This is a genomic window from Cobetia sp. MMG027, from assembly GCF_027947415.1.
In the GTDB taxonomy this organism is placed as follows: domain Bacteria; phylum Pseudomonadota; class Gammaproteobacteria; order Pseudomonadales; family Halomonadaceae; genus Cobetia; species Cobetia marina.
Genome location: NZ_JAQJIO010000006.1, coordinates 18,623 through 41,182, shown reverse-complemented (window position 1 = coordinate 41,182; position 22,560 = coordinate 18,623). Strand labels below are relative to the sequence as shown.

At 62.3% G+C, this 22,560-nt stretch carries 19 protein-coding genes and 2 tRNA genes; 15 read left to right on the top strand and 6 right to left on the bottom strand.

Annotated elements, in window-relative coordinates; translation table 11 throughout:
- Positions 1 to 103 precede the first annotated feature (103 nt).
- The 15 genes from rlmE to pnp all read left to right on the top strand — a co-directional run bounded on the left by rlmE (position 104) and on the right by pnp (position 16,237).
- On the top strand, positions 104 to 727 hold the full coding sequence (rlmE, locus tag PJK54_RS09365; protein ID WP_333781912.1) for a 23S rRNA (uridine(2552)-2'-O)-methyltransferase RlmE: 624 nt from the start codon (positions 104 to 106) through the stop codon (positions 725 to 727).
- A gap of 449 nt (positions 728 to 1,176) precedes the next feature.
- Complete coding sequence (gene ftsH / locus PJK54_RS09360) at positions 1,177 to 3,180, top strand: ATP-dependent zinc metalloprotease FtsH (RefSeq protein ID WP_271302700.1); 2,004 nt, start codon at positions 1,177 to 1,179, stop codon at positions 3,178 to 3,180.
- Between the two features lie 390 nt (positions 3,181 to 3,570).
- Positions 3,571 to 4,464: a dihydropteroate synthase gene (gene folP, locus PJK54_RS09355; protein ID WP_077379979.1), complete on the top strand. Its 894-nt coding sequence runs from the start codon at positions 3,571 to 3,573 to the stop codon at positions 4,462 to 4,464.
- The gene (glmM, locus tag PJK54_RS09350; RefSeq protein WP_077379492.1) at positions 4,461 to 5,813 is read left to right on the top strand and encodes a phosphoglucosamine mutase; all 1,353 of its coding nucleotides are present in this window, start codon (positions 4,461 to 4,463) and stop codon (positions 5,811 to 5,813) included. The genes folP and glmM overlap by 4 nt, the downstream gene beginning before the upstream one ends.
- A 173-nt stretch (positions 5,814 to 5,986) precedes the next feature.
- Entirely contained in the window at positions 5,987 to 6,733 is a 747-nt protein-coding gene (gene tpiA / locus PJK54_RS09345) for a triose-phosphate isomerase (protein ID WP_077379490.1), read from the top strand.
- A 5-nt stretch (positions 6,734 to 6,738) separates the two neighbouring features.
- Positions 6,739 to 7,125: a preprotein translocase subunit SecG gene (gene secG, locus PJK54_RS09340; RefSeq protein WP_077379488.1), complete on the top strand. Its 387-nt coding sequence runs from the start codon at positions 6,739 to 6,741 to the stop codon at positions 7,123 to 7,125.
- Positions 7,126 to 7,188: 63 nt separating this feature from the next.
- Positions 7,189 to 7,275, top strand: a tRNA-Leu gene (locus tag PJK54_RS09335).
- 103 nt (positions 7,276 to 7,378) lie between these two features.
- Positions 7,379 to 7,455, top strand: a tRNA-Met gene (locus tag PJK54_RS09330).
- 123 nt (positions 7,456 to 7,578) lie between these two features.
- Positions 7,579 to 8,037, top strand: coding sequence for a ribosome maturation factor RimP (gene rimP, locus PJK54_RS09325; protein ID WP_077379486.1), 459 nt, complete (start codon positions 7,579 to 7,581; stop codon positions 8,035 to 8,037).
- 76 nt (positions 8,038 to 8,113) lie between these two features.
- Entirely contained in the window at positions 8,114 to 9,607 is a 1,494-nt protein-coding gene (gene nusA, locus PJK54_RS09320) for a transcription termination factor NusA (RefSeq protein WP_077379484.1), read from the top strand.
- A 28-nt stretch (positions 9,608 to 9,635) separates the two neighbouring features.
- Complete coding sequence (gene infB, locus PJK54_RS09315) at positions 9,636 to 12,086, top strand: translation initiation factor IF-2 (protein ID WP_077379481.1); 2,451 nt, start codon at positions 9,636 to 9,638, stop codon at positions 12,084 to 12,086.
- 27 nt (positions 12,087 to 12,113) lie between these two features.
- Positions 12,114 to 12,539, top strand: coding sequence for a 30S ribosome-binding factor RbfA (gene rbfA / locus PJK54_RS09310; protein WP_065392581.1), 426 nt, complete (start codon positions 12,114 to 12,116; stop codon positions 12,537 to 12,539).
- Positions 12,539 to 13,468, top strand: a complete 930-nt coding sequence (gene truB, locus PJK54_RS09305; protein WP_136939437.1) for a tRNA pseudouridine(55) synthase TruB — start codon at positions 12,539 to 12,541, stop codon at positions 13,466 to 13,468. Before rbfA ends, truB begins: the two co-directional genes overlap by 1 nt.
- A gap of 98 nt (positions 13,469 to 13,566) precedes the next feature.
- Entirely contained in the window at positions 13,567 to 13,836 is a 270-nt protein-coding gene (gene rpsO / locus PJK54_RS09300; RefSeq protein WP_065392421.1) for a 30S ribosomal protein S15, read from the top strand.
- 247 nt (positions 13,837 to 14,083) lie between these two features.
- Positions 14,084 to 16,237, top strand: a complete 2,154-nt coding sequence (gene pnp / locus PJK54_RS09295; RefSeq protein WP_271302699.1) for a polyribonucleotide nucleotidyltransferase — start codon at positions 14,084 to 14,086, stop codon at positions 16,235 to 16,237.
- Between the two features lie 112 nt (positions 16,238 to 16,349).
- Here the strand turns inward: pnp and PJK54_RS09290 are convergent, their stop codons facing one another.
- The 6 genes from PJK54_RS09290 to pcnB all read right to left on the bottom strand — a co-directional run bounded on the left by PJK54_RS09290 (position 16,350) and on the right by pcnB (position 22,044).
- Positions 16,350 to 17,531, bottom strand: coding sequence for an acetyl-CoA C-acetyltransferase (locus PJK54_RS09290; protein WP_191236462.1), 1,182 nt, complete (start codon positions 17,529 to 17,531; stop codon positions 16,350 to 16,352).
- Positions 17,532 to 17,809: 278 nt separating this feature from the next.
- Complete coding sequence (gene panD, locus PJK54_RS09285) at positions 17,810 to 18,190, bottom strand: aspartate 1-decarboxylase (RefSeq protein WP_077379473.1); 381 nt, start codon at positions 18,188 to 18,190, stop codon at positions 17,810 to 17,812.
- 99 nt (positions 18,191 to 18,289) lie between these two features.
- A complete protein-coding gene (gene panC, locus PJK54_RS09280) occupies positions 18,290 to 19,144 on the bottom strand; it encodes a pantoate--beta-alanine ligase (RefSeq protein ID WP_271302698.1) in 855 nt (284 codons plus the stop codon).
- Entirely contained in the window at positions 19,144 to 19,935 is a 792-nt protein-coding gene (panB, locus tag PJK54_RS09275; protein ID WP_271302697.1) for a 3-methyl-2-oxobutanoate hydroxymethyltransferase, read from the bottom strand. Before panB ends, panC begins: the two co-directional genes overlap by 1 nt.
- Positions 19,936 to 20,116: 181 nt before the next feature.
- A complete protein-coding gene (gene folK / locus PJK54_RS09270; RefSeq protein ID WP_271302696.1) occupies positions 20,117 to 20,614 on the bottom strand; it encodes a 2-amino-4-hydroxy-6-hydroxymethyldihydropteridine diphosphokinase in 498 nt (165 codons plus the stop codon).
- Between the two features lie 29 nt (positions 20,615 to 20,643).
- Positions 20,644 to 22,044, bottom strand: coding sequence for a polynucleotide adenylyltransferase PcnB (gene pcnB, locus PJK54_RS09265; RefSeq protein ID WP_077379465.1), 1,401 nt, complete (start codon positions 22,042 to 22,044; stop codon positions 20,644 to 20,646).
- Positions 22,045 to 22,560: the final 516 nt, after the last annotated feature.

Genomic DNA, 22,560 nt, shown 5'->3' with positions numbered 1-22,560 from the left:
ACACGACCCGTGCGCAAGCTTGCCACGCCTTTCGTGTCGTCGTTATCCCCCCGCACCATCTCCCGCCAGTATTCGATTTCCCCCCGACATTCCAGGTGACAACGTGGCTCACCCCAGCAAGAGCAGCGCTGGCTGGATGAAGGAACACTTTGATGACGCCTATGTCCAGCGCAGCTGGGCCGATGGCTATCGTTCCCGTGCCAGCTACAAACTGATTGAAATCGATGACAAGGACCGCCTGCTCAAGCCGGGCGCTACCGTCATCGACCTAGGTGCCGCCCCCGGTGGCTGGAGCCAGATCGCCGCGGATCGCGTCGGCATGGAGGGCGTGGTCATCGCCTCCGACATCCTTGAGATGGACGCCCTGGCCGGTGTCGATTTCATCCAGGGTGACTTCACCGAAGAGGCCGTGCTGAACCAGATTCTGGCCACCTTGGGGGATCGCCCGGTGGATCTCGTGATCTCCGACATGGCACCCAATATGAGCGGCATGAGCGCGATAGATCAGCCTGCCGGCATGTATCTGGTCGAGCTGGCGCTGGATCTGGCGCGCCAGACGCTCAAGCCGGGTGGCAACTTTCTGGTCAAGGTCTTCCAGGGAGAGGGCTTCGATGCCTACCTGAAGGACATGCGTGGCAGCTTCAACAAGGTCGTCACGCGCAAGCCGGAAGCGTCGCGCGCCCGCTCGCGCGAGGTCTACCTGCTTGGGCAGGGGTTCAAGGGCTGACGTTGCCCTCGATGCCAGGCGATCCCGATTTCTGCCCCGGACGACGACTTCATCACCGGTTAAGGCGGCCGATGGCATACTTGGTCAGGCTGGAATCATTGTGCCTCGGTCGAAGTCGTTGTATCTCTGATATAGGCCGACTATCGGCTGAATAGTCCGGTGCCGGCCTTTAAGCAATGGTTGCCGGCCCCCATCTGGTGTAGTGTCGATAGCATTGGGCCTTGAGCACGGAGGGCCGGTAACAGGTTGATGAGATGCCAAGGTCGCATCATCATCGATCGGCAAGCAGAACAACGCAGGCAAGCTTTGAGTGACTCGGTAGGCAAGGCGGCGTGTTGCGTCGTTTGATACCCCGCAGGCACGATCAGATAGCATGGCAGGCCACCACAAGACGGCAGTCGGAGTATTCACGGCATGCCAAGACAGATTCATGCAATGAGGGTGTCCCCTTGAACGACATGGCGAAGAACCTGATTCTCTGGTTGATCATCGCGGCAGTGCTGCTGACGGTGTTCAACAACTTCAGCGTCGATACCTCGCCGCAGGCGATGAACTATTCACAGTTCGTCCAGCAGGTGCAGAACGACCGGATCAAGAGTGTGACCATCGATGGCTACACCATCGAGGGTGAGCGGGCCGACGGCTCCAGCTTTACCACCATCCGGCCGGCGGCGTCCGATCCCAAGCTGATGGATGACCTGCTCTCCAACAAGGTGGAGGTCATCGGCAAGAAGCCTGAGCAGCAGTCGCTGTGGACACGTCTGTTGATTGCCAGCTTCCCGATTCTGATCATCCTGGCCATCTTCATGTTCTTCATGCGCCAGATGCAGGGTGGTGGTGCCGGCAAGGGTGGCCCGATGAGCTTCGGCAAGTCGAAGGCCAAGCTGCTGAGCCAGGATCAGATCAAGACCACCTTCAGCGACGTCGCGGGCTGTGACGAAGCGAAGGAAGAGGTCGAGGAACTGGTCGACTTCCTCAAGGACCCCAGCAAGTTCCAGCGTCTTGGCGGTCAGATTCCGCGTGGCGTACTGATGGTGGGTCCGCCGGGTACCGGCAAGACCCTGCTCGCCAAGGCGATTGCCGGCGAGGCCAAGGTGCCGTTCTTCAGCATCTCCGGTTCTGACTTCGTCGAGATGTTCGTCGGTGTCGGTGCCTCCCGTGTGCGTGACATGTTCGAGCAGGCCAAGAAGCAGGCGCCGTGCATCATCTTCATCGATGAGATCGACGCCGTCGGCCGCCACCGTGGCTCCGGCATGGGCGGTGGTCACGATGAGCGCGAGCAGACCCTGAACCAGCTGCTGGTCGAGATGGATGGCTTCGAAGCGAATGACGGCATCATCGTCATCGCCGCGACCAACCGTCCAGACGTGCTTGACCCCGCATTGCTGCGCCCGGGCCGTTTCGACCGCCAGGTCATGGTAGGCCTGCCGGACATCCGTGGCCGCGAGCATATCCTCGGCGTTCACCTGCGCAAGGTGCCGATGGGCGACGACGTGGTGCCGGTCAATATCGCACGGGGTACGCCGGGCTTCTCTGGCGCGGATCTGGCCAATCTGGTCAATGAAGCGGCCCTGTTCGCTGCACGTCGCAACAAGCGCCTGGTCGGCATGGAAGAGCTCGAGCTGGCCAAGGACAAGATCATGATGGGCGCCGAGCGCAAATCGATGGTCATGTCCGAGAAGGAGAAGCGCAACACGGCCTATCACGAGTCCGGTCACGCCATCATCGGTCTGGTGATGCCAGAGCATGATCCGGTCTACAAGGTCTCGATCATTCCGCGAGGCCGTGCGCTGGGTGTGACGATGTTCCTGCCGGAAGAGGATCGCTACAGCTATTCTCGCCAGCAGATCATCAGTCAGATCTGCTCGCTGTTCGGCGGTCGTATCGCCGAAGAGATGACGCTGGGGCCGAATGGTGTCACCACCGGGGCTTCCAACGACATCAAGCGTGCCACCGAGCTTGCCCACAACATGGTCGCCAAATGGGGTCTCTCCAGTGAAATGGGCCCGATCATGTACGATGAGGACGAGTCTCACCAGTTCCTCGGCGGTCCGGGTCAGGGCGGCGGCAAGCTGAAGTCGGGCGACACCACCTCACGTCTCGACAAGGAAGTGCGTCGTATCATCGACGAGTGCTACGCCAAGGCGCAGCAGATCCTTGAGGAGAATCGCGACAAGCTGGATGCGATGACCGAGGCGCTGATGACCTACGAGACCATCGATGCCGAGCAGCTGGCCGACATCATGGCAGGGCGCACTCCGCGTCCGCCCAAGGACTGGGGTGGCCCGGCCGGTGGTGGTGACAGTGGTCTCGTCGCACCGGTGGCCGACACGCCGAAAGCTGAGGCGCCTGAGGCCCCCGGGTCTGACGGTGATGCCGCAGACACTGACGACGGTGAGGAAGATACGCGGCGCCGTCCGTCAGACCCGCTGGGTGGTCCAAGCGGTCACTGAGCCATGAATCAGCCATCATCGCGCTGACTCTCACAACGCCCGAGCGGACATTCCGCTCGGGCGTTGTCGTTTTCGGGGCAGAAATGCGCGGCGCCCTGGATGCCCCGAGGCGGCTGATGGCGGGTGATGCCATCCGCGATCAGGCGTCGGGGTGAGTCGGGTAAGTGTGAGTGAGGCGGTGTGACTCACTATCCTGCGCGGCGTGGCTCAGGTTCCTGACCCTGATCAGATGATTTGCCTGGGCAGATGGCGTTGCCATCTGCTGACGCCCCATGTGGCGGCCGTTCGACGCCTTGCGCGGCCGATGAGGCCTCTTTAAAGTGGGTGCCCGATTCCTTCTCCGGCAGCCATGATGTTCGTCCTGGCTGCCCGTTTTCTGCATGGGTGATCATGTCGACTTACGCTGATTCACTGCCACGCGAGCCCGTGGTGGGCCATTCAATGGCGCTTGACTGCGGTGGACGCACGCTTGACCTGTCACGCCCGCGTGTCATGGGGATTCTCAATGTGACCCCGGACTCCTTCTCGGATGGTGGGCGCAGCGCGACCCTGGATGCCGCGCTGCGCCATGCCGAGCGGATGCTGGCCGATGGCGCCGCCATCATCGACGTGGGCGGTGAGTCGACCCGCCCGGGGGCGAGCCCTGTCAGTGCGGATGAGGAGCTGGCACGTGTCTGTCCGGTCGTCGAGCGGCTGGTGAGCGAGCTGGGGGCGCTGGTGAGCGTCGATACCAGTACCCCGGAGGTGATGCAGGAAACGGCGCGTCTCGGGGCTGGCATGATCAATGACGTGCGTGCATTGCGTCGTGAGGGCGCCCTTGAGGCGGCCGCGCGCAGCGGCCTGCCGGTGTGCCTGATGCACATGCGTGGCGAGCCGGACACCATGCAGCAGGATACCGCCTATGCGCAGTCGATCGAGGATGAGGTCAGTGACTTTCTAGCCGAGCGCATCACCGTCTGTGAGGCCGCAGGGATCGAGCGTTCGCGTCTGTTGCTGGACCCCGGCTTCGGCTTCGGCAAGTCCCTGCAAGACAATCTGCGTCTGTATCACCGCATGGCGCAGCTGCACGAATTCACCCTCCCGCTGCTGATCGGCACCTCTCGCAAGAGCATGATCGGCAATGCGCTCGGGCGCGCGGTAGAGGATAGACTGGCTGGCAATCTGGCGCTGACGGCACTTGCCGTCCGTGAAGGTGCCCGATTGCTACGCGTTCACGACGTGGCCCCGACTGTCGATGCTGTCGACATGACGTGGGCCGTGCTACAGGAAGGCACGATACGATGAGTCGACGTTATTTTGGTACGGATGGTATTCGCGGCACGGTCGGTGAATTCCCGATCACGCCAGACTTCATGCTCAAGCTGGGCTGGGCGGCCGGGCGTGTCTTTGCGCGCCATGGCCGCGGCAAGGTACTGATCGGCAAGGACACGCGCATCTCGGGGTACATGTTCGAGTCGGCGCTCGAGTCCGGTCTTTCTGCCGCAGGCGTGGATGTCTCCCTGCTGGGGCCGATGCCGACACCGGGCATCGCCTATCTGACGCGGACCTTCCGCGCGGATGCCGGTATCGTGATCTCGGCCTCGCACAATGCCTATCCGGACAATGGCATCAAGTTCTTCTCCGCGGCCGGCACCAAGCTGGATGATGCGCTGGAAGCCGAGATCGAGGCCGAGCTGGATCGCGATATCGAGATCGTCGGGCCGGATAGCCTCGGCAAGGCCTCGCGCATCCAGGATGCCGCCGGCCGTTACATTGAATTCTGCAAGTCGACCCTGCCGGGCCGTCTGGGCCTGCATGGCATGAAAGTGGTGCTGGATTGCGCGCATGGCGCGACCTACCACATCGCGCCGAATGTCTTCCGTGAGCTGGGCGCCAAGGTCAGCGTCATCGGTGGCGAACCGGATGGTCTGAACATCAACCAGGATGTCGGCTCCACCAACCCGCAGGCACTGCGGGCGGCCGTGATCGAGCAGGGCGCCGATCTTGGCGTGGCCTTCGATGGCGACGGGGACCGTCTGATCCTGGTCGATGCCGATGGCCGGGTCATCGATGGCGATGACATCCTCTACATGATCGCGCGGGATCGTCACGAGCGTGGAGTGCTGGGGGGCGGTGTCGTCGGCACGCTGATGTCCAACTTCGGTCTGGCGGCAGCGCTGGAAGGTCTGGGAATTCCCTTCGAGCGTGCCAAGGTCGGTGACCGCTACGTCATCGAGCGTCTGGAAGCCAATGGCTGGCAGTTGGGGGGGGAATCCTCCGGTCACATCGTCTGCAGCCATATCCAGAGCACCGGGGATGGCATCGTCTCCGCGCTGCAGGTGCTGGCGATCATGGCGCGTGAGGAATGTTCTCTCAGTGAGTTGCTGGTCGGTTTCGAGAAGGCGCCGCAGGCGTTGATCAACGTACGTCTGACTCCAGGCTGTGACAACCAGGCGCTGATGGCGGCGGATGCCGTCCAGGCCGCGGTAGCGGAAGTGGAAGAGACGCTGGGCAGCGAAGGTCGCGTGCTGTTGCGTCCCAGTGGTACCGAGCCACTGATCCGTGTCATGGTCGAGGGGCGGCCGCACTTCGATGTGCAGGCACTGGCCCGTCAGATCGCCTCGGCGGTCGAGGCCAGCATGCAGGCTCGCTGATATCACCCGCGGTCATCAGAATCGACGACAGGCGCCCAGTGCGCCTGTCGTCGATTCTGGACGCCATGAAAGGCCCGATCGAGCGTGCCTGCAGGGCTTGACAGTTCGCGATGAGGTTGTCAGTCAGGGGCCGCTCCATTACCATCCTCGCACTGCTCATAAGGGAGAAGCACATGCGTACACCGCTGATTGCCGGTAACTGGAAGATGAATGGCGATCTTGCCCTGATCGACGAGTTCGCCGACGCACTGGGGGCTGCAGCGCTGCCCCAGGGGGTTCAGGTGGCGTTGGCATTGCCTTTCCCTTATCTGAGCGCTGCGCGCGAGCGGCTGCCGGCGACGGTCCTGCTGGGCGCCCAGACGTTGAACCCGGCGGAATCAGGCGCCTTCACCGGTGAGGTGGCAGGCAGCATGCTCAAGGATGTGGGCATGACGCTGGTGCTGGTCGGGCACTCCGAGCGTCGCAGCCTGTATGGCGAGGACGATGCTGCCGTGCTTGCACGAGTCAATGCGGCTCTCGCGTCAGGCCTCACGCCGGTGCTGTGCATCGGTGAGACGCTGGAAGAGCGTGAAGCCGGTGAGTCGGAGCGTGTCGTGCTGGGTCAGCTGGAGGCCGTGTTCTCCGAGCTGTCCGCTGAGGCGCGTACCCGTCTTGTCGTGGCCTATGAGCCGGTCTGGGCGATCGGTACCGGCCGCACGGCATCGCCTGAGCAGGCGCAAGCCATGCACGCCGCTATCCGTGCACGCCTGGGCGAGTGGTCCGCGTCTCTCGCGGATGCCATGCAATTGCTGTACGGCGGTAGCATGAAAGCTGCCAATGCCGCCGAGCTGCTCGCGCAGCCGGATATCGACGGCGGCCTGGTGGGAGGTGCTTCTCTCCAGGTCGACGAATTCCTAGCCATTTGCCAGTCTGCAGGTTGAATCTCATGCAAGTAGCCGTTCTGATGGTCCATGTGGTACTCGCGGTCGCACTGATCGTGCTCGTCCTTCTCCAGCAGGGCAAGGGTGCCGAAGCTGGCGCTGCCTTCGGTGGTGGTGGTGCTTCCCAGACCGTTTTCGGGTCCAGCGGTAGTGGCAATTTCCTCGCGCGCTTCACCGGCGTGCTGGCAGCAGGCTTCTTCGCGACGTCCCTGACCCTGGCCTGGTTCGCCTCCAATGCCAACCAGACCTCCGTGGAAGCGGGCATCCCGAATGCCACCGTGATCGAGCAGCAGAAAAATTCACTGCCATCACTTGACGACTCCAGTGAAAGTGTGGAGAATACGTCGCCAGTGCTCGAGGAAAGCGGCAACGCAGACCAACCAGTACTCTAAGGAATTCAAGGCGTTATCGTTTGAATTCTTCCGGGTAACGTCTCAGGCGATACCCGCCCCCGTGCCGAAGTGGTGGAATTGGTAGACACGCTATCTTGAGGGGGTAGTGACCTTATGGTCGTGGGGGTTCAAGTCCCCCCTTCGGCACCATCCTGTTAGATCGATTGGCAGTCTGGACGCAACTCTGCCACCTTTGAAAGACGTCATTCCTTGACCTCCTTTTACGGTGACATTACCATCGTCCGACTATTGTTGCGGGGTGGAGCAGTCTGGTAGCTCGTCGGGCTCATAACCCGAAGGTCATCGGTTCAAATCCGGTCCCCGCTACCAAGTTTCTTGAAAGGCCCCTTCCTATGAAGGGGCTTTTTGTTAGCACCAGTGCCAATCAGCCACCTAGCTCTCCTCTCTACTCCCGGTCAGGTGCCTGATGCAACTGCTGTAGGAGCCTCGTCTGTGTCAACCAAGGACGCTACGCTTAAAGCGCTTATCGATCCCGTCGTTTCTGCTCTGGGCTTCGAGCTCTGGGGTATCGACTATCTCTCCCAAGGCAAGCAGTCCCGTCTGGTGATCTATATCGACCATTCCGATGGCATTTCCGTGGATGACTGCGCAAGCGTCAGTCGTCAGGTCGGTGCCGTGCTGGATGTCGAGGACCCCATCACGGGCCAGTTCCAGCTTGAAGTTTCATCCCCAGGCATGGATCGTCCGCTGTTCACGCTTGATCAGTACGAGCGCTACATCGGTCATGTGGTGGCACTGCGACTGCGTCAGGCCTTCGATGGCCAGCGCAAGTACCAGGGGCTGGTGACTGGCACCGAAGACGGTGATGTCGTGATCCGGGTCGACGAAGAAGAATACTGCTTTCCGATCGAAAGCATCGACCAGGCACGCATTGTGCCGCAGTTCAAATAACTGACGTTGTCGGCACATTGCTCGCTTGGCGAGCTCGAGTCGATGCGCAAGGACAGGTTTCTGGCGAGGCAAAGTCATGAGCAAAGAGATTCTGCTGGTCGTTGACGCCATCTCCAATGAGAAGGGCGTGCCGCGGGATGTGATTTTCGAGGCCGTCGAGGCGGCACTGGCTTCGGCTTCACGCAAGCGTTTCGATCAGGAAGAGGCGGATATCCGCGTCAAGATCGATCGTGTCACCGGTGATTATGCGACCTTCCGTCGCTGGACCGTCGTGGAAGACGACGAGTTCGAGACGCCGGACTACGAGATCAAGGCCAGTATCGCCGAACAGCGCGAAGAGCCGCTGGCGCTGGGCGCCGTGGTCGAGCAGCAGATCGAGTCCGAAGCCTTCGGTCGTATCGCTGCCCAGACGGCCAAGCAGGTCATCGTGCAGAAGGTGCGCGAAGCCGAGCGTGCCGAAGTCGTTCGCCTGTACGCGGAGCGTGAAGGTGAGCTGGTCGCGGGGATCGTCAAGAAAACGACACGTGACGGCCTGATCATCGACCTGGGCGACAACGCCGAAGGCTTCCTGCCGCGCGGCGAGATGATCCATGGCGAGCGTTACCGCTTGAACGAGCGAGTACGCGCATTGCTCTGGAAGGTTGATACCGAGGCGCGTGGATCCCAGTTGATACTCTCGCGGACGCGTCCGGAGCTGATCATCGAACTGTTCAAGATCGAGGTGCCGGAAATCGCCGAGCAGCTGATCGAGATCAAGGGCGCGGCTCGCGATCCGGGCTCGCGGGCCAAGATTGCGGTCAAGAGCAATGACAAGCGCATCGACCCGATCGGTGCTTGTGTCGGCATGCGCGGCTCGCGTGTGCAGGCCGTGTCAAACGAACTGCGTAATGAACGCGTGGATATCATCCTGTGGGATGACAATCCTGCCCAGTTGGTCATCAACGCCATGGCACCGGCCGATGTCGGCTCCATTCTGGTCGACGAAGACACCCATTCCATGGATGTCGCTGTCGCCGCGGACAATCTGGCACAGGCCATTGGTCGTAGCGGTCAGAACGTGCGCCTGGCCAGTGAGCTGACAGGTTGGTCGCTCAATGTCATGACCGAGGCGGAAGCCGAGGGCAAGCGCGAGCAGGAAATCGACAGCTTTGTCGAATATTTCATCACTCATCTCGAGATTGAAGAGGATCTAGCCCGTGTCCTGGTGGACGAGGGCTTCACCTCACTCGAGGAAATCGCCTATGTCCCGCTCGAGGAAATGCTCGAGGTCGAGGGCTTTGACCAGGATCTGGTCGAGGAGCTGCGCGCTCGGGCCAAGGATGAACTGCTGAATCTCGCCATCGCCACTGAAGAGCAGCTGGACGGCGCACAGCCGGCCGAAGATCTGCTCAACATGGAAGGCATGGAGAGTCATCTGGCATACATCCTGGCCAGCAAGGGTATCGTCACCATGGAAGACCTTGCCGAGCAGGCCATCGATGATCTGAAAGACATCGAAGGCGTCGACGAAGAGCGAGCAGCGGCGTTGATCATGACCGCCCGCGCGCCCTGGTTCGCAAGCGAACAGTAACTAGGTCACGGGCTCAGGAGGGTCGTACATGTCAGAAATGACAGTCAAAGAATTCGCCAAGAAGGTGGGCCGCGAGTCAGCCCGCCTACTGGAACAGATGCACGAAGCTGGTTTGAAGCACAAGTCAGAGAACGACGCCGTGTCCGAGGTCGACAAGCAGAAGCTGCTTGACCACCTCACCAAGAGCCACGGCGGTGGTGCTGCCCCGGCAGCGCCGAAGAACCGCATTACCCTGACCCGCAAGACCAAGTCACGCATCAACACTGGCGGCGGTCGCGGCAAGTCCATCGAGGTGCAGGTCCGCAAGAAGCGTACCTACGTCAAGGATGGTGAAGAGCAGGCCGCAGATGCGCCGGCGACTGAGGCACAGGCTGCCAAGGCGCCTGCCGCCGAGAAGCCGGCTGCTGCCCCGCAGCGTGATGAGCGTCGTGGCAACGACAACCGTCGCGAAGAGCGTCCGCGTCAGAGTGCTCCGGCCGCTGCCGCTGCACCGGTCGCGGATGCTGCGCCGGAAGTCAATGCGCCGCCGAAGGAGCCGCGTGGTGATGCACCGCGTCGCGCCAAGGCTGCGCCGCGTGATGAATCACGTGATCGCCGTGAGGCCCGTGAAGATCGCAGTGAGCGCAAGCGTGGCGGGGCCAAGAAGGTCAAGCGCGCAGAGCGTCGCGGCGGTCGTCGTGGTGGTCGCGATACCAATCGCCAGCCGCCGAAGCCGGTCCAGACCTTCGTGCGTGAAGTCTCCATCCCCGAGTCCATCTCGGTGGCAGACCTCGCCGACAAGATGGCCGTCAAGGCGTCTGAAGTGATCAAGGCCATGTTCAACATGGGCGCTGCGGTCACCATCAACCAGACGATCGATCAGGAAACCGCGACCATCGTGGTCGAGGAAATGGGTCACACGCCCAAGCTGATCAAGGATGACGCGCTCGAGACAGCCGTTCTCGAGGGCATCTCCTACGAGGGTGAGCAGATCACTCGCGCGCCGGTCGTCACTGTCATGGGTCACGTTGACCACGGCAAGACCTCGCTGCTGGATTACATCCGCCGTACCAAGGTGGCCACAGGTGAAGCGGGTGGTATCACCCAGCACATCGGTGCCTACCACGTCGAGCACGACAACGGCGATGTGACCTTCCTGGATACTCCGGGCCACGCGGCGTTCACCGCCATGCGTGCTCGTGGTGCCAAGGCGACTGACGTGGTCATCCTGGTGGTGGCTGCCGATGACGGCGTGATGCCGCAGACCATCGAGGCTGTCGAGCACTCCAAGGCCGCGGGTGTCCCGCTGGTCGTGGCAGTGAACAAGATCGACAAGGAAGGCGCTGATCCGGACCGCGTGAAGAATGAGCTGTCCCAGCACGGCGTCATCTCCGAGGAATGGGGTGGTGATACCCAGTTCGTCCACGTTTCCGCCAAGACTGGCGAAAACATCGACGCGCTGCTGGAAGCCGTCCTGCTGGTCTCCGAAGTGCTCGAGCTTCAGGCCGTGCCGTCCGCGCCGGGTAAAGGCGTCGTGGTCGAGTCGCGTCTCGACAAGGGCCGTGGCCCGGTCGCGACCGTGCTGGTCCAGAACGGTACCCTGAAGAAGGGCGACATCGTCCTCGCTGGCCTGCACTACGGCCGCGTGCGTGCGCTGATCAACGAAGTCGGCAAGCAGGTCGATTCCGCGGGTCCGGCCATGCCGGTCGAGATCCAGGGCCTGGGTGGCACGCCGGAAGCCGGTGAAGAGTTCACCGTGGTCCCGGACGAGAAGAAGGCGCGTGAAGTCGCCAACTTCCGCCAGGGCAAGTACCGCGAGGTGCGTCTGGCACGTCAGCAGAAGGCCAAGCTGGAGAACATGTTCTCCCAGATGGGTCAGGAAGAAGTCGCCAAGGTCAACGTCGTCCTCAAGGCCGACGTGCAGGGGTCTCTGGAAGCCATCCGTGGCGCTCTGGAAGAGCTCTCCACCGACGAAGTCAAGGTGGCCGTGGTCTCTTCCGGCGTCGGCGGCATCACCGGCACCGATGCCAACCTGGCACTCGCTTCCGAAGCGATCCTGGTCGGCTTCAACGTCCGTGCTGACGCTTCCGCCCGTGAGATCGTCGAGCGTGAAGGCCTGGATCTGCGCTACTACAGCGTCATCTACCAGCTGATCGACGAGGTCAAGCTGGCCATGAGCGGCATGCTGGCACCGGAATTCCGCGAGCAGATCGTGGGTGTGGCCGAAGTGCGCGATGTCTTCAAGGCACCGAAGATCGGCGCCATCGCCGGTTGCATGGTCGTCGAAGGCACCATGTACCGCTCCAAGCGCATCCGCGTGCTGCGTGACAACGTGGTCATCTACGAAGGCGAGCTGGAATCCCTGCGTCGCTTCAAGGATGACGTCAACGAAGTCCGCAACGGCATGGAATGTGGTATCGGCGTCAAGAACTACAACGACGTGCAGGTGGGTGACAAGATCGAGGTGTTCGACCAGATTCAGGTCGAGCGTAGCCTCTGATAGCGCCCCTGCGAGGAGAGATCACGGATGCGTGAATACAGCCGTACTGACCGCGTGGCGGACCAGATCCAGCAGGAGCTCGCGCTGTTGATTCAGCGCGAGGTCAAGGACCCGCGCCTTGGCATGCTGACGGTCAGCGCCGCCAAGGTCAGCCGCGACCTGTCCTACTCCGATGTCTACGTGACCCTGCTGGGTGACGACAGTCCGGAACGCATCAAGGAAAATCTTGCCGTGCTCAAGCGCGCGGCAGGTTTCCTGCGCTCCCAGCTGGCGCGCACCATTCAGCTGCGTCACGTGCCGGAACTGCGCTTTCATTACGATGAGAGCGTCGTTCGTGGCCATCACCTGTCTTCACTGATCAATACGGCGGTCGCTGATGACCGCAAGCGCAGTGCAGAACGTGGTGATGATGACAGCGAAGACGGTGCCCCGGGCACCACGCCGGACGCCTGATGGGCCGTCGTCGTCGCGGCCTGCCGATTGACGGCGTACTGTTGCTGGACAAGCCCAAGGGCATGTCCAGCAACTACGCGCTTCAGAAGGCACGCCGCCTCTACCAGGCACAGAAGGCAGGGCATACCGGCACGCTCGATCCGATGGCAACCGGCTTGCTGCCGGTCTGCTTCGGTGAGGCCACCAAGTTCTCCTCGCATCTGCTCGAGGCGGACAAGGTCTATCGGGCACGGATCAAGTTTGGCCAGGTCACCGACACCGGTGATGCGGAAGGCGAGATACTGCGTGAGCGGGAGATTCCCGAGCTTGCGGAGTCCGAGCTGGAAGCGGTGCTGGACCGGTTCCGTGGCGAGATAGATCAGGTGCCGCCGATGTACTCCGCGCTCAAGCACCAGGGACGTCCGCTCTATGAGCTGGCGCGCCAGGGAATTGAAATCGAGCGTGCAGTCCGTCGCGTTACCATCTACAATATGGCGCTTCTTGCACGGCACTCCGATGGTATCGAGATCGAAGTGGCGGTCAGCAAGGGCACCTACATACGCAGTCTGGCCGAGGATATCGGCGAGGCGCTGGGCTGTGGAGCCCACCTCACGGCACTGCGTCGTCTCAAGACAGGCCCGTTCACGGGTGATGCCATGCTGGATTTCGAGCGCCTCGAGGCGCTGGCAGATCAGCAGGCACGTGAAGGCGTTCTGTTGCCTGTCGACATCCTGCTCGATCATCTTCCACGTCTCGACATCACTGCCGAGATGGCTCGGAAGATATTGCGTGGTCAACAGGCTGAAACGACGACAGGGTCGCTGGAAGTGGACTCCCTGGCTCGTGTGTATCAGGACCAGCAGTTGCTCGGGCTGGTCCGGATTGTGGCGGAGGGCATCATCGCTCCTCGCCGACTGCTCAGCTCCGCTGTCGAGGCGGCGGCTGGGTGAGCTGATTGCGGCCTCGCCGCAAGCCGCATGAAGACTGCAAATATGCGTGGTCTTCGACATTTCTTATCTACCAAGCATATTGCTTACTGGAGAGACAGATGGCACTTACCGCTGAGAAGAAGGCTGAGATCGTTAGCGAATTCGGCCGTGGCGAGAACGACACCGGTTCCCCGGAAGTTCAGGTTGCACTGCTGAGCGCCAACATTGATGGCCTGCAGGGCCACTTCAAGGCCAACAAGCAGGATCACCACTCCCGTCGTGGTCTGATCCGCATGGTCAACCAGCGCCGCAAGCTGCTTGACTACCTCAAGCGCAAGGATTTCGAGCGTTACACCGCTCTGATCCAGCGTCTGGGTCTGCGTCGCTAATCAGCGATGTTGCCGCCATGCATTCCGGTGCATGGCGGGCCCCCGGTGGGCACAGGAAAACCGACACTGCCTGCGGGCGGTGTCGGTTTTTTTGTGCCTGATACCGTGGGGAGAAGCGGGCGGGCAATCGCCTCCCGATCCGGCTGCAGCCCGCATGCTGCGTGAGACTCACTCGCTTTTCATTGTCTGCGCCGCGCATTACCATGAGCGCCGGACATCGACGACATCAGACTAAAGGACATGCGCCGTGAACCCGGTTACGCACAGCTTCCAGTACGGTAATGACACCATCACGCTCGAGACCGGTCGCATCGCGCGTCAGGCCACCGGCAGCGTGATGGTGACCATGGGCAATACCTCGGTGTTGTGCACGGTAGTGGCCAGCAAGTCCGCCAAGCCTGGACAGTCCTTCTTCCCGTTGTCGGTGCATTATCAGGAGCGCTCCTACGCGGTCGGCCGCATCCCCGGCAGTTTCTTCAAGCGTGAAGGGCGCCCGACGGAAAAGGAAACGCTGACCTCGCGGCTGATTGATCGCCCGATCCGACCGCTGTTCCCGAAAGGCTTCATGAATGAGGTGCAGGTGGTCTGCACGGTGATGTCGGCAGAGCGCAATGTCGATCCGGATATCGCGGCGCTCATCGGTACCTCGGCGGCGCTCAGCATCTCGGGTGTGCCCTTTGCCGGCCCCGTGGGAGCGGCGCGTGTCGGCTTCAGTGAGCAACGGGGCTACTTCCTGAATCCCGGCTACAGCGAGCTTGCCCACTCCGAGCTGGACATGGTGGTGGCAGGTACCGAGCAGGCAGTGCTGATGGTCGAGTCCCAGGCGCAGGAACTCCTGGAAGACGAGATGCTGGGCGCGGTGCTCTACGGCCATCATGAGATGCAGAAGGTGATCACGGCGATCGAGATGTTTGCCGCCAAGGTCAATCGTCCCCAGTGGTCCTGGGTCGCCCAGACGCACGATAGCGTGTTGATGGAGGCGCTGGCGCGTGAGGTGGGCGAGGAGATCGGTGAGGCCTACCGTCTGCATGACAAGATGGAGCGTCAGGATGCGCTGGCATCACTCAAGGCTCGGGCGATTCAGGCGCTGGAGACGCAAGGGGATGCACGCTTCGAGGCGAGTGCGGTGACCAGTGCCTTCGCTGCACTGGAGAAGCGCATCGTCCGTCAGCGCGTGATTGCCGGTGAGCCGCGCATCGATGGTCGTGATGCACGCACCGTGCGTCCGCTGGACATTGCCGTTGGCGTCCTGCCCAAGGCCCACGGCTCTGCGCTGTTCACGCGCGGCGAGACACAGGCCATGGTGACGGCAACGTTGGGCACCACGCGTGACGCCCAGCTGGTGGAGGGGCTGTCAGGTGAGAAGCATGATCGCTTCATGCTGCACTACAACTTCCCGCCTTACTGTGTCGGCGAGACGGGCTTCATCGGTTCTCCCAAGCGTCGCGAGATCGGTCATGGGCGTCTGGCGCGACGTGGGATCGAGTCGATGTTGCCTACCGTCGAGGACTTCCCCTACGCGATCCGTGTCGTCTCCGAGATCACCGAGTCCAATGGTTCAAGCTCCATGGCGTCCGTGTGTGGTGCGTCGCTGGCATTGATGGATGCCGGGGTACCGCTCAAGGCGCCGGTGGCGGGGATTGCCATGGGGCTGGTCAAGGACGCCGACGGCGTGGCCGTGCTGACCGATATTCTCGGGGATGAAGACCACCTGGGGGATATGGACTTCAAGGTCGCGGGGACGGCAGAGGGCGTCACGGCATTGCAGATGGACATCAAGATCGAGGGGATCGATGAGGCCATCATGGAGCAGGCGCTGGAGCAGGCCCTTGAGGCGCGCCTGACCATTCTCGAGCAGATGGACGCTGTCTTGAAGGGTAGCCGCGAAGAGGTGTCCGACAACGCCCCGGCGATGCTGTCGCTGAAGATCGCGCCGAACAAGGTCCGTGACGTGATCGGCAAGGGTGGCTCGACCATTCGCAAGATCTGTGAAGAGACCGGTGCCAATGTCGATCTCGACGATGACGGCAGCGTGCGTATCTATGCCGAGCACAAGGCCCAGGCCCAGGCGGCCGCTCGCTATGTCGAGGGCATCATCGCCGAGGCGGAGATCGGCAAGCTGTACGCCGGCAAGGTCGCTCGCATCGCCGATTTCGGGGCCTTCATCACCTTCATGCCGGGCACCGATGGCCTGCTGCATATCTCCCAGATCGTCGAGGAGCGCGTCAATGACGTGCGCGATTATCTCAATGAAGGCGATGAGGTCGTGGTCAAGGTGCTCGACATCGACAACCGCAATCGCGTCAAGCTGTCGCTGAAGGAGATCAGCGAGGAAGAGAAGGCGGCTTTCGTGGCACGTCAGGCAGCCGAGAAGCTTGCTGAGGCGGCAGACGGCCAGTAAGGCCACCATCCCCTCAGCCCAATGAAAAGCCCCCGCCAGCAGGACTGGCGGGGGCTTTCTTGTCTCCTGGTGCCCGTGATCGCGGGGGCAGCGGGAGATCATCCGTGAGCGATCAGCTGCGCTCGATGGCCAGTGCGACACCCTGGCCGCCGCCGATGCACAGGGTCGCCAGACCCTTCTTGGCATCGCGGGCGATCATCTCGTGTACCAGCGTGACCAGTACACGGCAGCCGGATGCCCCGATCGGGTGGCCCAGCGCGATGGCACCGCCATTGACGTTGACCTTGTCGACATCCCAGCCCAGCTCCTTGTTGACGGAGAGCGCCTGGGCGGCGAAGGCTTCGTTGGCTTCGACGAGATCGAGATCTTCCAGGCTCCAGCCGGCCTTCTTGAGGCACAGGCGGGTGGCGGGAGCCGGCCCGATGCCCATGATCTTCGGGTCGACACCGGCGTTGGAGTACGCCTTGATGGTCGCCAGCGGCGTCAGGCCAAGTTCGCGGGCCTTGTCGGCGGAACACAGCATGACCACTGCGGCACCATCATTGAGCGCCGAGGCGTTGCCTGCGGTGACGGTACCATCCTTCTTGAAGGCTGGACGCATGCCGGCAAGTTTCTCGGCAGTGGTGCCGGCACGCGGGTTCTCGTCGGTGTCGAAGACGACCGGGTCGCCCTTGCGCTGCGGAATCTCGACCGGAACGATCTGGCTCTTGAAGCGGCCCGCCTCGATGGCCTCGCAGGCCTTCTGCTGGGATGCGGCAGCGAAGGCATCCTGCGCTTCGCGGGTGATCTCGTACTTCTCTGCCAGGTTCTCGGCGGTGATGCCCATGTGGATATCATTGAAGGCATCCCAAAGTCCGTCGTGGACCATGGTGTCGATCGCCTTCCAGTCGCCCATGCGCTTGCCATTGCGGGAGTTGGGCAGCACATGAGGAGACAGTGACATGTTCTCCTGACCGCCGGCCAGAATCAGCTGGGCATCGCCACAGCGGATGGCCTGGGTGGCCAGATGCAGTGCCTTCAGGCCAGAGCCACAGACCTTGTTGATGGTCATCGCCGGCACGCCTTCCGGCAGGCCTGCCTTGATGACGGTCTGACGAGCCGGATTCTGGCCGCAGCCTGCCGTCAGCACCTGGCCGAGCAGAACTTCGTCGACCTGATCACCGCTCACCCCTGTGCTGGCGAGGATATCCTTGATGACATGTGCCCCGAGGTCAGCGGCGGAAATGCCGGCGAGGCTGCCACCGAAGGCACCTACGGCGGTACGACGAGCTGCTACGATCACCACATCTTGCATCTGAACGCTCCTGTTCTCTCGCGAGACTGTCTGAGTCAAAGACGCTGCGCCCTGCACTGTCGAATCGGGTAGAGGGCTTGCAGCCTTGCTGATGCGAGATTCCAGCATAAGGCAGTGTTGTGCAATGCGGCAATCGTCAAAGCGTCGTGGGTCTGTCAGCCATTTGCCATACGTGCTTCGGGTGCGCCCCTTTGCGTGGCCATCAACGACGACGCCAGCTCCGCTTTCGCGGGGCTGGCGTCGTCGTTGCGTGTTTCATTGCCGTGTGAGGACGGCGATCAGGCCATCTGCACCGGAATGGCGTTGGCCGTGTGGCTGACCTCATTGCCTTCCATCAGATAGACCATGGAGGGCTTGTGGGCCTCCAGCTCGCTCTCGGCATAGTTGGCGAAGGCGCAGATGATCACGCGGTCACCGACGTCGGCCTGGTGGGCCGCGGCACCATTCACCGAGATGATCTTCGAACCTTCTTCACCGCGGATGGCATAGGTGGTGAAACGCTTGCCATTGTCCACGTTGTAGATCTGGATCTGTTCGTACTCACGGATGCCTGCCATGTCGAGCAGGTCACCATCGATGGCGCAGGAGCCTTCGTAATTGAGAACGGCATGGGTCACGCGGGCCATGTGCAGCTTGGCCTTGAGCATGATGGCTTGCATCGGGATATCTCCGGTTGAGCGCCGCCGGGCGCAGGAGGCCTTGATGACCGGAACGCGGGACGCGGTCGTGAAGGCAGGGCGGCGCAGTCTATTCAGGCATCAGGCCACCGGCAAGGCGACCTTCAGGTTATCGAGCAGACGGGTACGTCCCAGGTGTGCCGCGACCAGAATCACGGCATCACGGGTGTCGTCCTGCACCGGGCCCAGGTCCTCGGCGCGGCGCAGTTCGAGATAGTCCGGCTTGAAGCCGCACTCGCTGATGGCGGCCAGCGCGACGCGCAGGGCCTCGGCAGGCGCGGTGCCACTTTCGAGGATGTCCTTGAGCGCATTCAGGCATTGCGCAAGGCGAGGGGCGATGGCGCGTTCTTCGGCGCTCAGGTAGCCGTTGCGCGAGGAGAGTGCCAGACCATCCTCGGCACGCACGATGGGCACGCCGAGGATCTCGATCCCGAAGTGCAGATCACGATTGAGCTTGCGGATCACCGCCAGCTGCTGGAAATCCTTCTCGCCGAAACAGGCGACATCGGGACGCACCAGATGGAACAGGATGCTGACGACGGTGGCCACGCCATCGAAGTGTCCCGGTCGGTTGCCGCCGCACAGGCCTTCGGAGACCCCCGGGACCTGCACGTTGCACAGACCGGTGCGTCCTTCGGGGTACAGCTCCGCTGTCGACGGGGCGAACAGCAGATCACAGCCCTCTGCGGTCAATGCGTTCTGGTCATCGACAAGCGTGCGCGGGTAGCTGTCGAGGTCTTCGCCCGGCCCGAACTGCAGCGGGTTGACGAAGATGCTGGCGACGACGAAGTCCGCCTGTCGGCGTGCCGCGCGCACCAGGGACAGATGGCCTGCATGCAGATTGCCCATGGTGGGCACCAGCGCGATGCGCAGGCCCTTGCGGCGCACCTCGGCCAGGCGCTCGCGCAGGGCGCTGATGTGAGTGAGGGTCTCCATCAGAAGGTGTGCTCCGCTGCCGGGAAGCTGCGTTCCTTGACGGCCCGATGATAGGCAGCGAAGGCATCCTGCACGCTGCTGGCCTCAGCCATGAAGTTCTTGACGAAGCGCGGCTTGCGGCCCGGTGTCAGGTCGAGCATGTCATGCATGACCAGAATCTGGCCGTCCACCTCGACGCCTGCGCCGATACCGATCACCGGCACCTCGACCGCATCACGAATGCGTGCGGCGAGCTCGGCAGGCACGCACTCGAGCAGAATGATCGCGGCACCGGCGGCTTCAAGCGTGCGGGCGTCGACGATCATCTGCGTGGCGCGCGCTTCCTCGCGGCCCTGAACCTTGTAGCCTCCGAAGGCATGGACATGCTGCGGTGTCAGGCCCATGTGCACGCAGACCGGCACGCCACGCTGGACGAGGGCCGTGACGGCCTCGGCGAGCCAGGCTTCGCCTTCCACCTTCACCATCTCGGCACCGGCACGCATCAGACGTGCGGCATGGTCGAGAAGTATCTCGGTGCTGGCATTGCTCATGAAGGGAAGATCAGCCATGACCAGGCTGCCCTGCTTGCCACGCGCGACGGCCGCGGTGTGGTAACAGATGTCATCGATGGTGACAGGCAGGGTGCTGGTGTGGCCTTGCAGGACCATGCCGAGGGAATCGCCGACCAGCAGTACTTCAATGCCGGCTTCTCCAGCGAGGTGGGCGAAGGTCGCGTCGTAGGCAGTGAGGCAACTGAACGTCTCACCGTCGGCCTTGAGGCGGCGCAGGGTGCTCAGGGTGACGTTTTTCATCAGGAAGCGTACTCGTTGCGGCGCGTGTGCCTTGTCGTGTCCGTGGCGTCGGACGGACGACGTGGCCAGGATCGTCGCAGGCGGGGAGCCATGTACGCGACCTGACAGGACGAGCCGGTGTTACCAGAAAGTGTTACCGAGCCACGATCAGTGGGCGCATCGGTAACAATGTGGCGAAACTCTACTCCCGAGGCCCGAGGGGGAGCAAGTCATCTCCTTCAACCCGCTGTGCCAGCGTCTCCAGGTCATCTTCGCTCAGGGAGGAAACGCGCACGGGGCCCAGCAGGTCCGCCAGTGGACGCAGCACGAAACCTCGTTTGAGCATCTCGGGGTGCGGCACTGACAGGCGCGGGGTAGTGATGGAGCGATCATCGAACAGTAGAAGGTCCAGATCCAGGGTGCGAGGCCCCCAGTGGCGCAATCGTACGCGACGGTGCTGCTGTTCGAGTGCCTGCAGTTGATCCAGCAGCGCCAGGGGGGAGAGGCGTGTGGTGAGCTCGGCGACGGCATTGACGAAGTCAGGTTGATCCTGAGGCCCGACCGGCTTGCTGGCATACAGGCGCGAGTGGCGCGTGCAGCGGGTCAGCGGCAGGCGGTCCAGCGCCTCAAGTGCGCGCTCGAGTTGAGCGCGCGGATCGTCAAGATTGGCACCGAGGCCGATCAAGGCTGTCGAAGTCATGCGAGGTTCCTGCGTCGGCACGTCAGTGCTCAGCCTTGTCCACGACCATTGCGACGGCGCTTGCCGCGACGTTTGGTGCCCGCGGGCTTGCTGCCTGCCGGCCCCTCATCGGACACGCCTTCGATCATGGCGACCTGAGCACGGGAATCGACTTCCTGGAAGTCGGTCCACCACTTGCCCAGTCCCGGCTTCACTTCGCCGGCGAATTCCCGCAGCAGCAGGAAGTCATAGGCGGCGCGGAAGCGTGGATGCTCGCGGGTCTGGAAGGCGCGCTTGCCACGGCGACGCGGCAGCTTGGCCTGCATGTCCCAGATTTCGCGCATCGGGATGCTGAAGCGCTTCGGAATCGAGGTGTGGTTGAGCTGACGGGCGATCGCCTGCTGAGCCGCCTGGTGGGCGGCCGGGATGTCCGGCATGCCACTGGCGACCAGCTGGTCGGTGCGTGCCTTGACGCCAGGCCACAGCAGCGCAGCGTAGAGGAAGGCCGGCGTGACCGGTTTGTCGTCACGGATACGATCATCCGTGCTCGCCAGCGCCTTCTCGATCAGCGGCATGGACCAGTGATAGTGCGCGAAGCTCTCTTCCGTTTCCGGGAACAGCATCTGGAATAGACCGAACTCACGCAACAGGTGGAACGTTTCCAGGGCGTAGCCGGACATGAACAGCTTCAGCACTTCCTCGAACATGCGTGCCGGCGGAATCTGCAGCAGCAGCGGTGCCAGCTCGTACATCGGTTCGGCGGTGGCTTCCTCGATGTCGAAGTCCAGCTTGCCGGCGAAGCGGACCGCCCGCAGCATGCGGACCGGATCTTCGCGATAGCGCGTTTCCGGGTCACCGATCAGGCGGATCATGCGCGCTTCGATGTCACGCACGCCATGCGCCCAGTCGTGGATCGTGAAGTCGGACACGTCGTAGTAGAGGGCGTTGATCGTGAAGTCGCGGCGCAGCGCGTCCTCCTCGATGGAGCCCCAGACGTTGTCGCGCAGCAGCATGCCATCTTCCGACTGCTGGGTATGCTGGCTCGGCGTGCTGTCGGCAGGCTTGCCACGGAAGGTGGTGACCTCGATCACCTCACGGCCGAAGCGTACATGCACGATGCGGAAGCGTCGGCCAATGATGCGTGCGTTGCGGAACAGCTCGCGGACCTGTTCCGGCGTGGCGTTGGTCGCCACGTCGAAGTCCTTCGGGCGCTCGCCGAGCAGGGCATCGCGGATGCAGCCACCGACCAGATAGGCCTGATAGCCGCCGCTCTGCAGGCGATAGAGCACCTTCAGCGCGTTTTCGCTGAGCTGGCGGCGGGACACGGGATGCTCATCCCGCGGTATCACACGCAGGCTGGGCAGGGTGGCCTCGGGCGCGTCAGTTGCATTGAAAAGCGTCTTCAAGCGGTCACCGGGGCGTTGGAGAAAGCGGGTAAATCCTTTGAACATGCAGCGATTCGACTCGTGCGTAGCAGGCCGCCCAGTGTAGCGGAGGGCAGATACCTTGGCAAAGCGCCGGTCTGCCACTGATGGGCCGAGACTGCACTTCAAGGTGCCTGATGAGGGAAGAAATGCCTCTCGGGCAAGGAAAAAGGGAGACCGATTTCTCGGTCTCCCTTTCAGGTAGAGTACACGCATCCTTGAGCAGATGTTCTTTTTCGTGAAGGCGCATCGCCTTGAATACGCACCACAGTCGCCAATCACGCAGACAGATGAAGCTATTGTTGTTATCTGACCGTCTGTTCAGTGACCATCTCGTATTCAAAACAATCTTCCATTCACCGACGGCTGAATAGCCTCCCCCCGCGAGTTGTTATTGGGTCGGGGGTGATCCGGGGTCGAGTATCTTGTTGTTGTTGGCACTCGAGGCCGGATTCGTCGCGTCCTGGTCAGTAGATTCCGGACTGCCGATATCTTGTTGTTGTTGGTTCGGCGGATGATGACGTGCGGCCGCTTGTTCTTGTT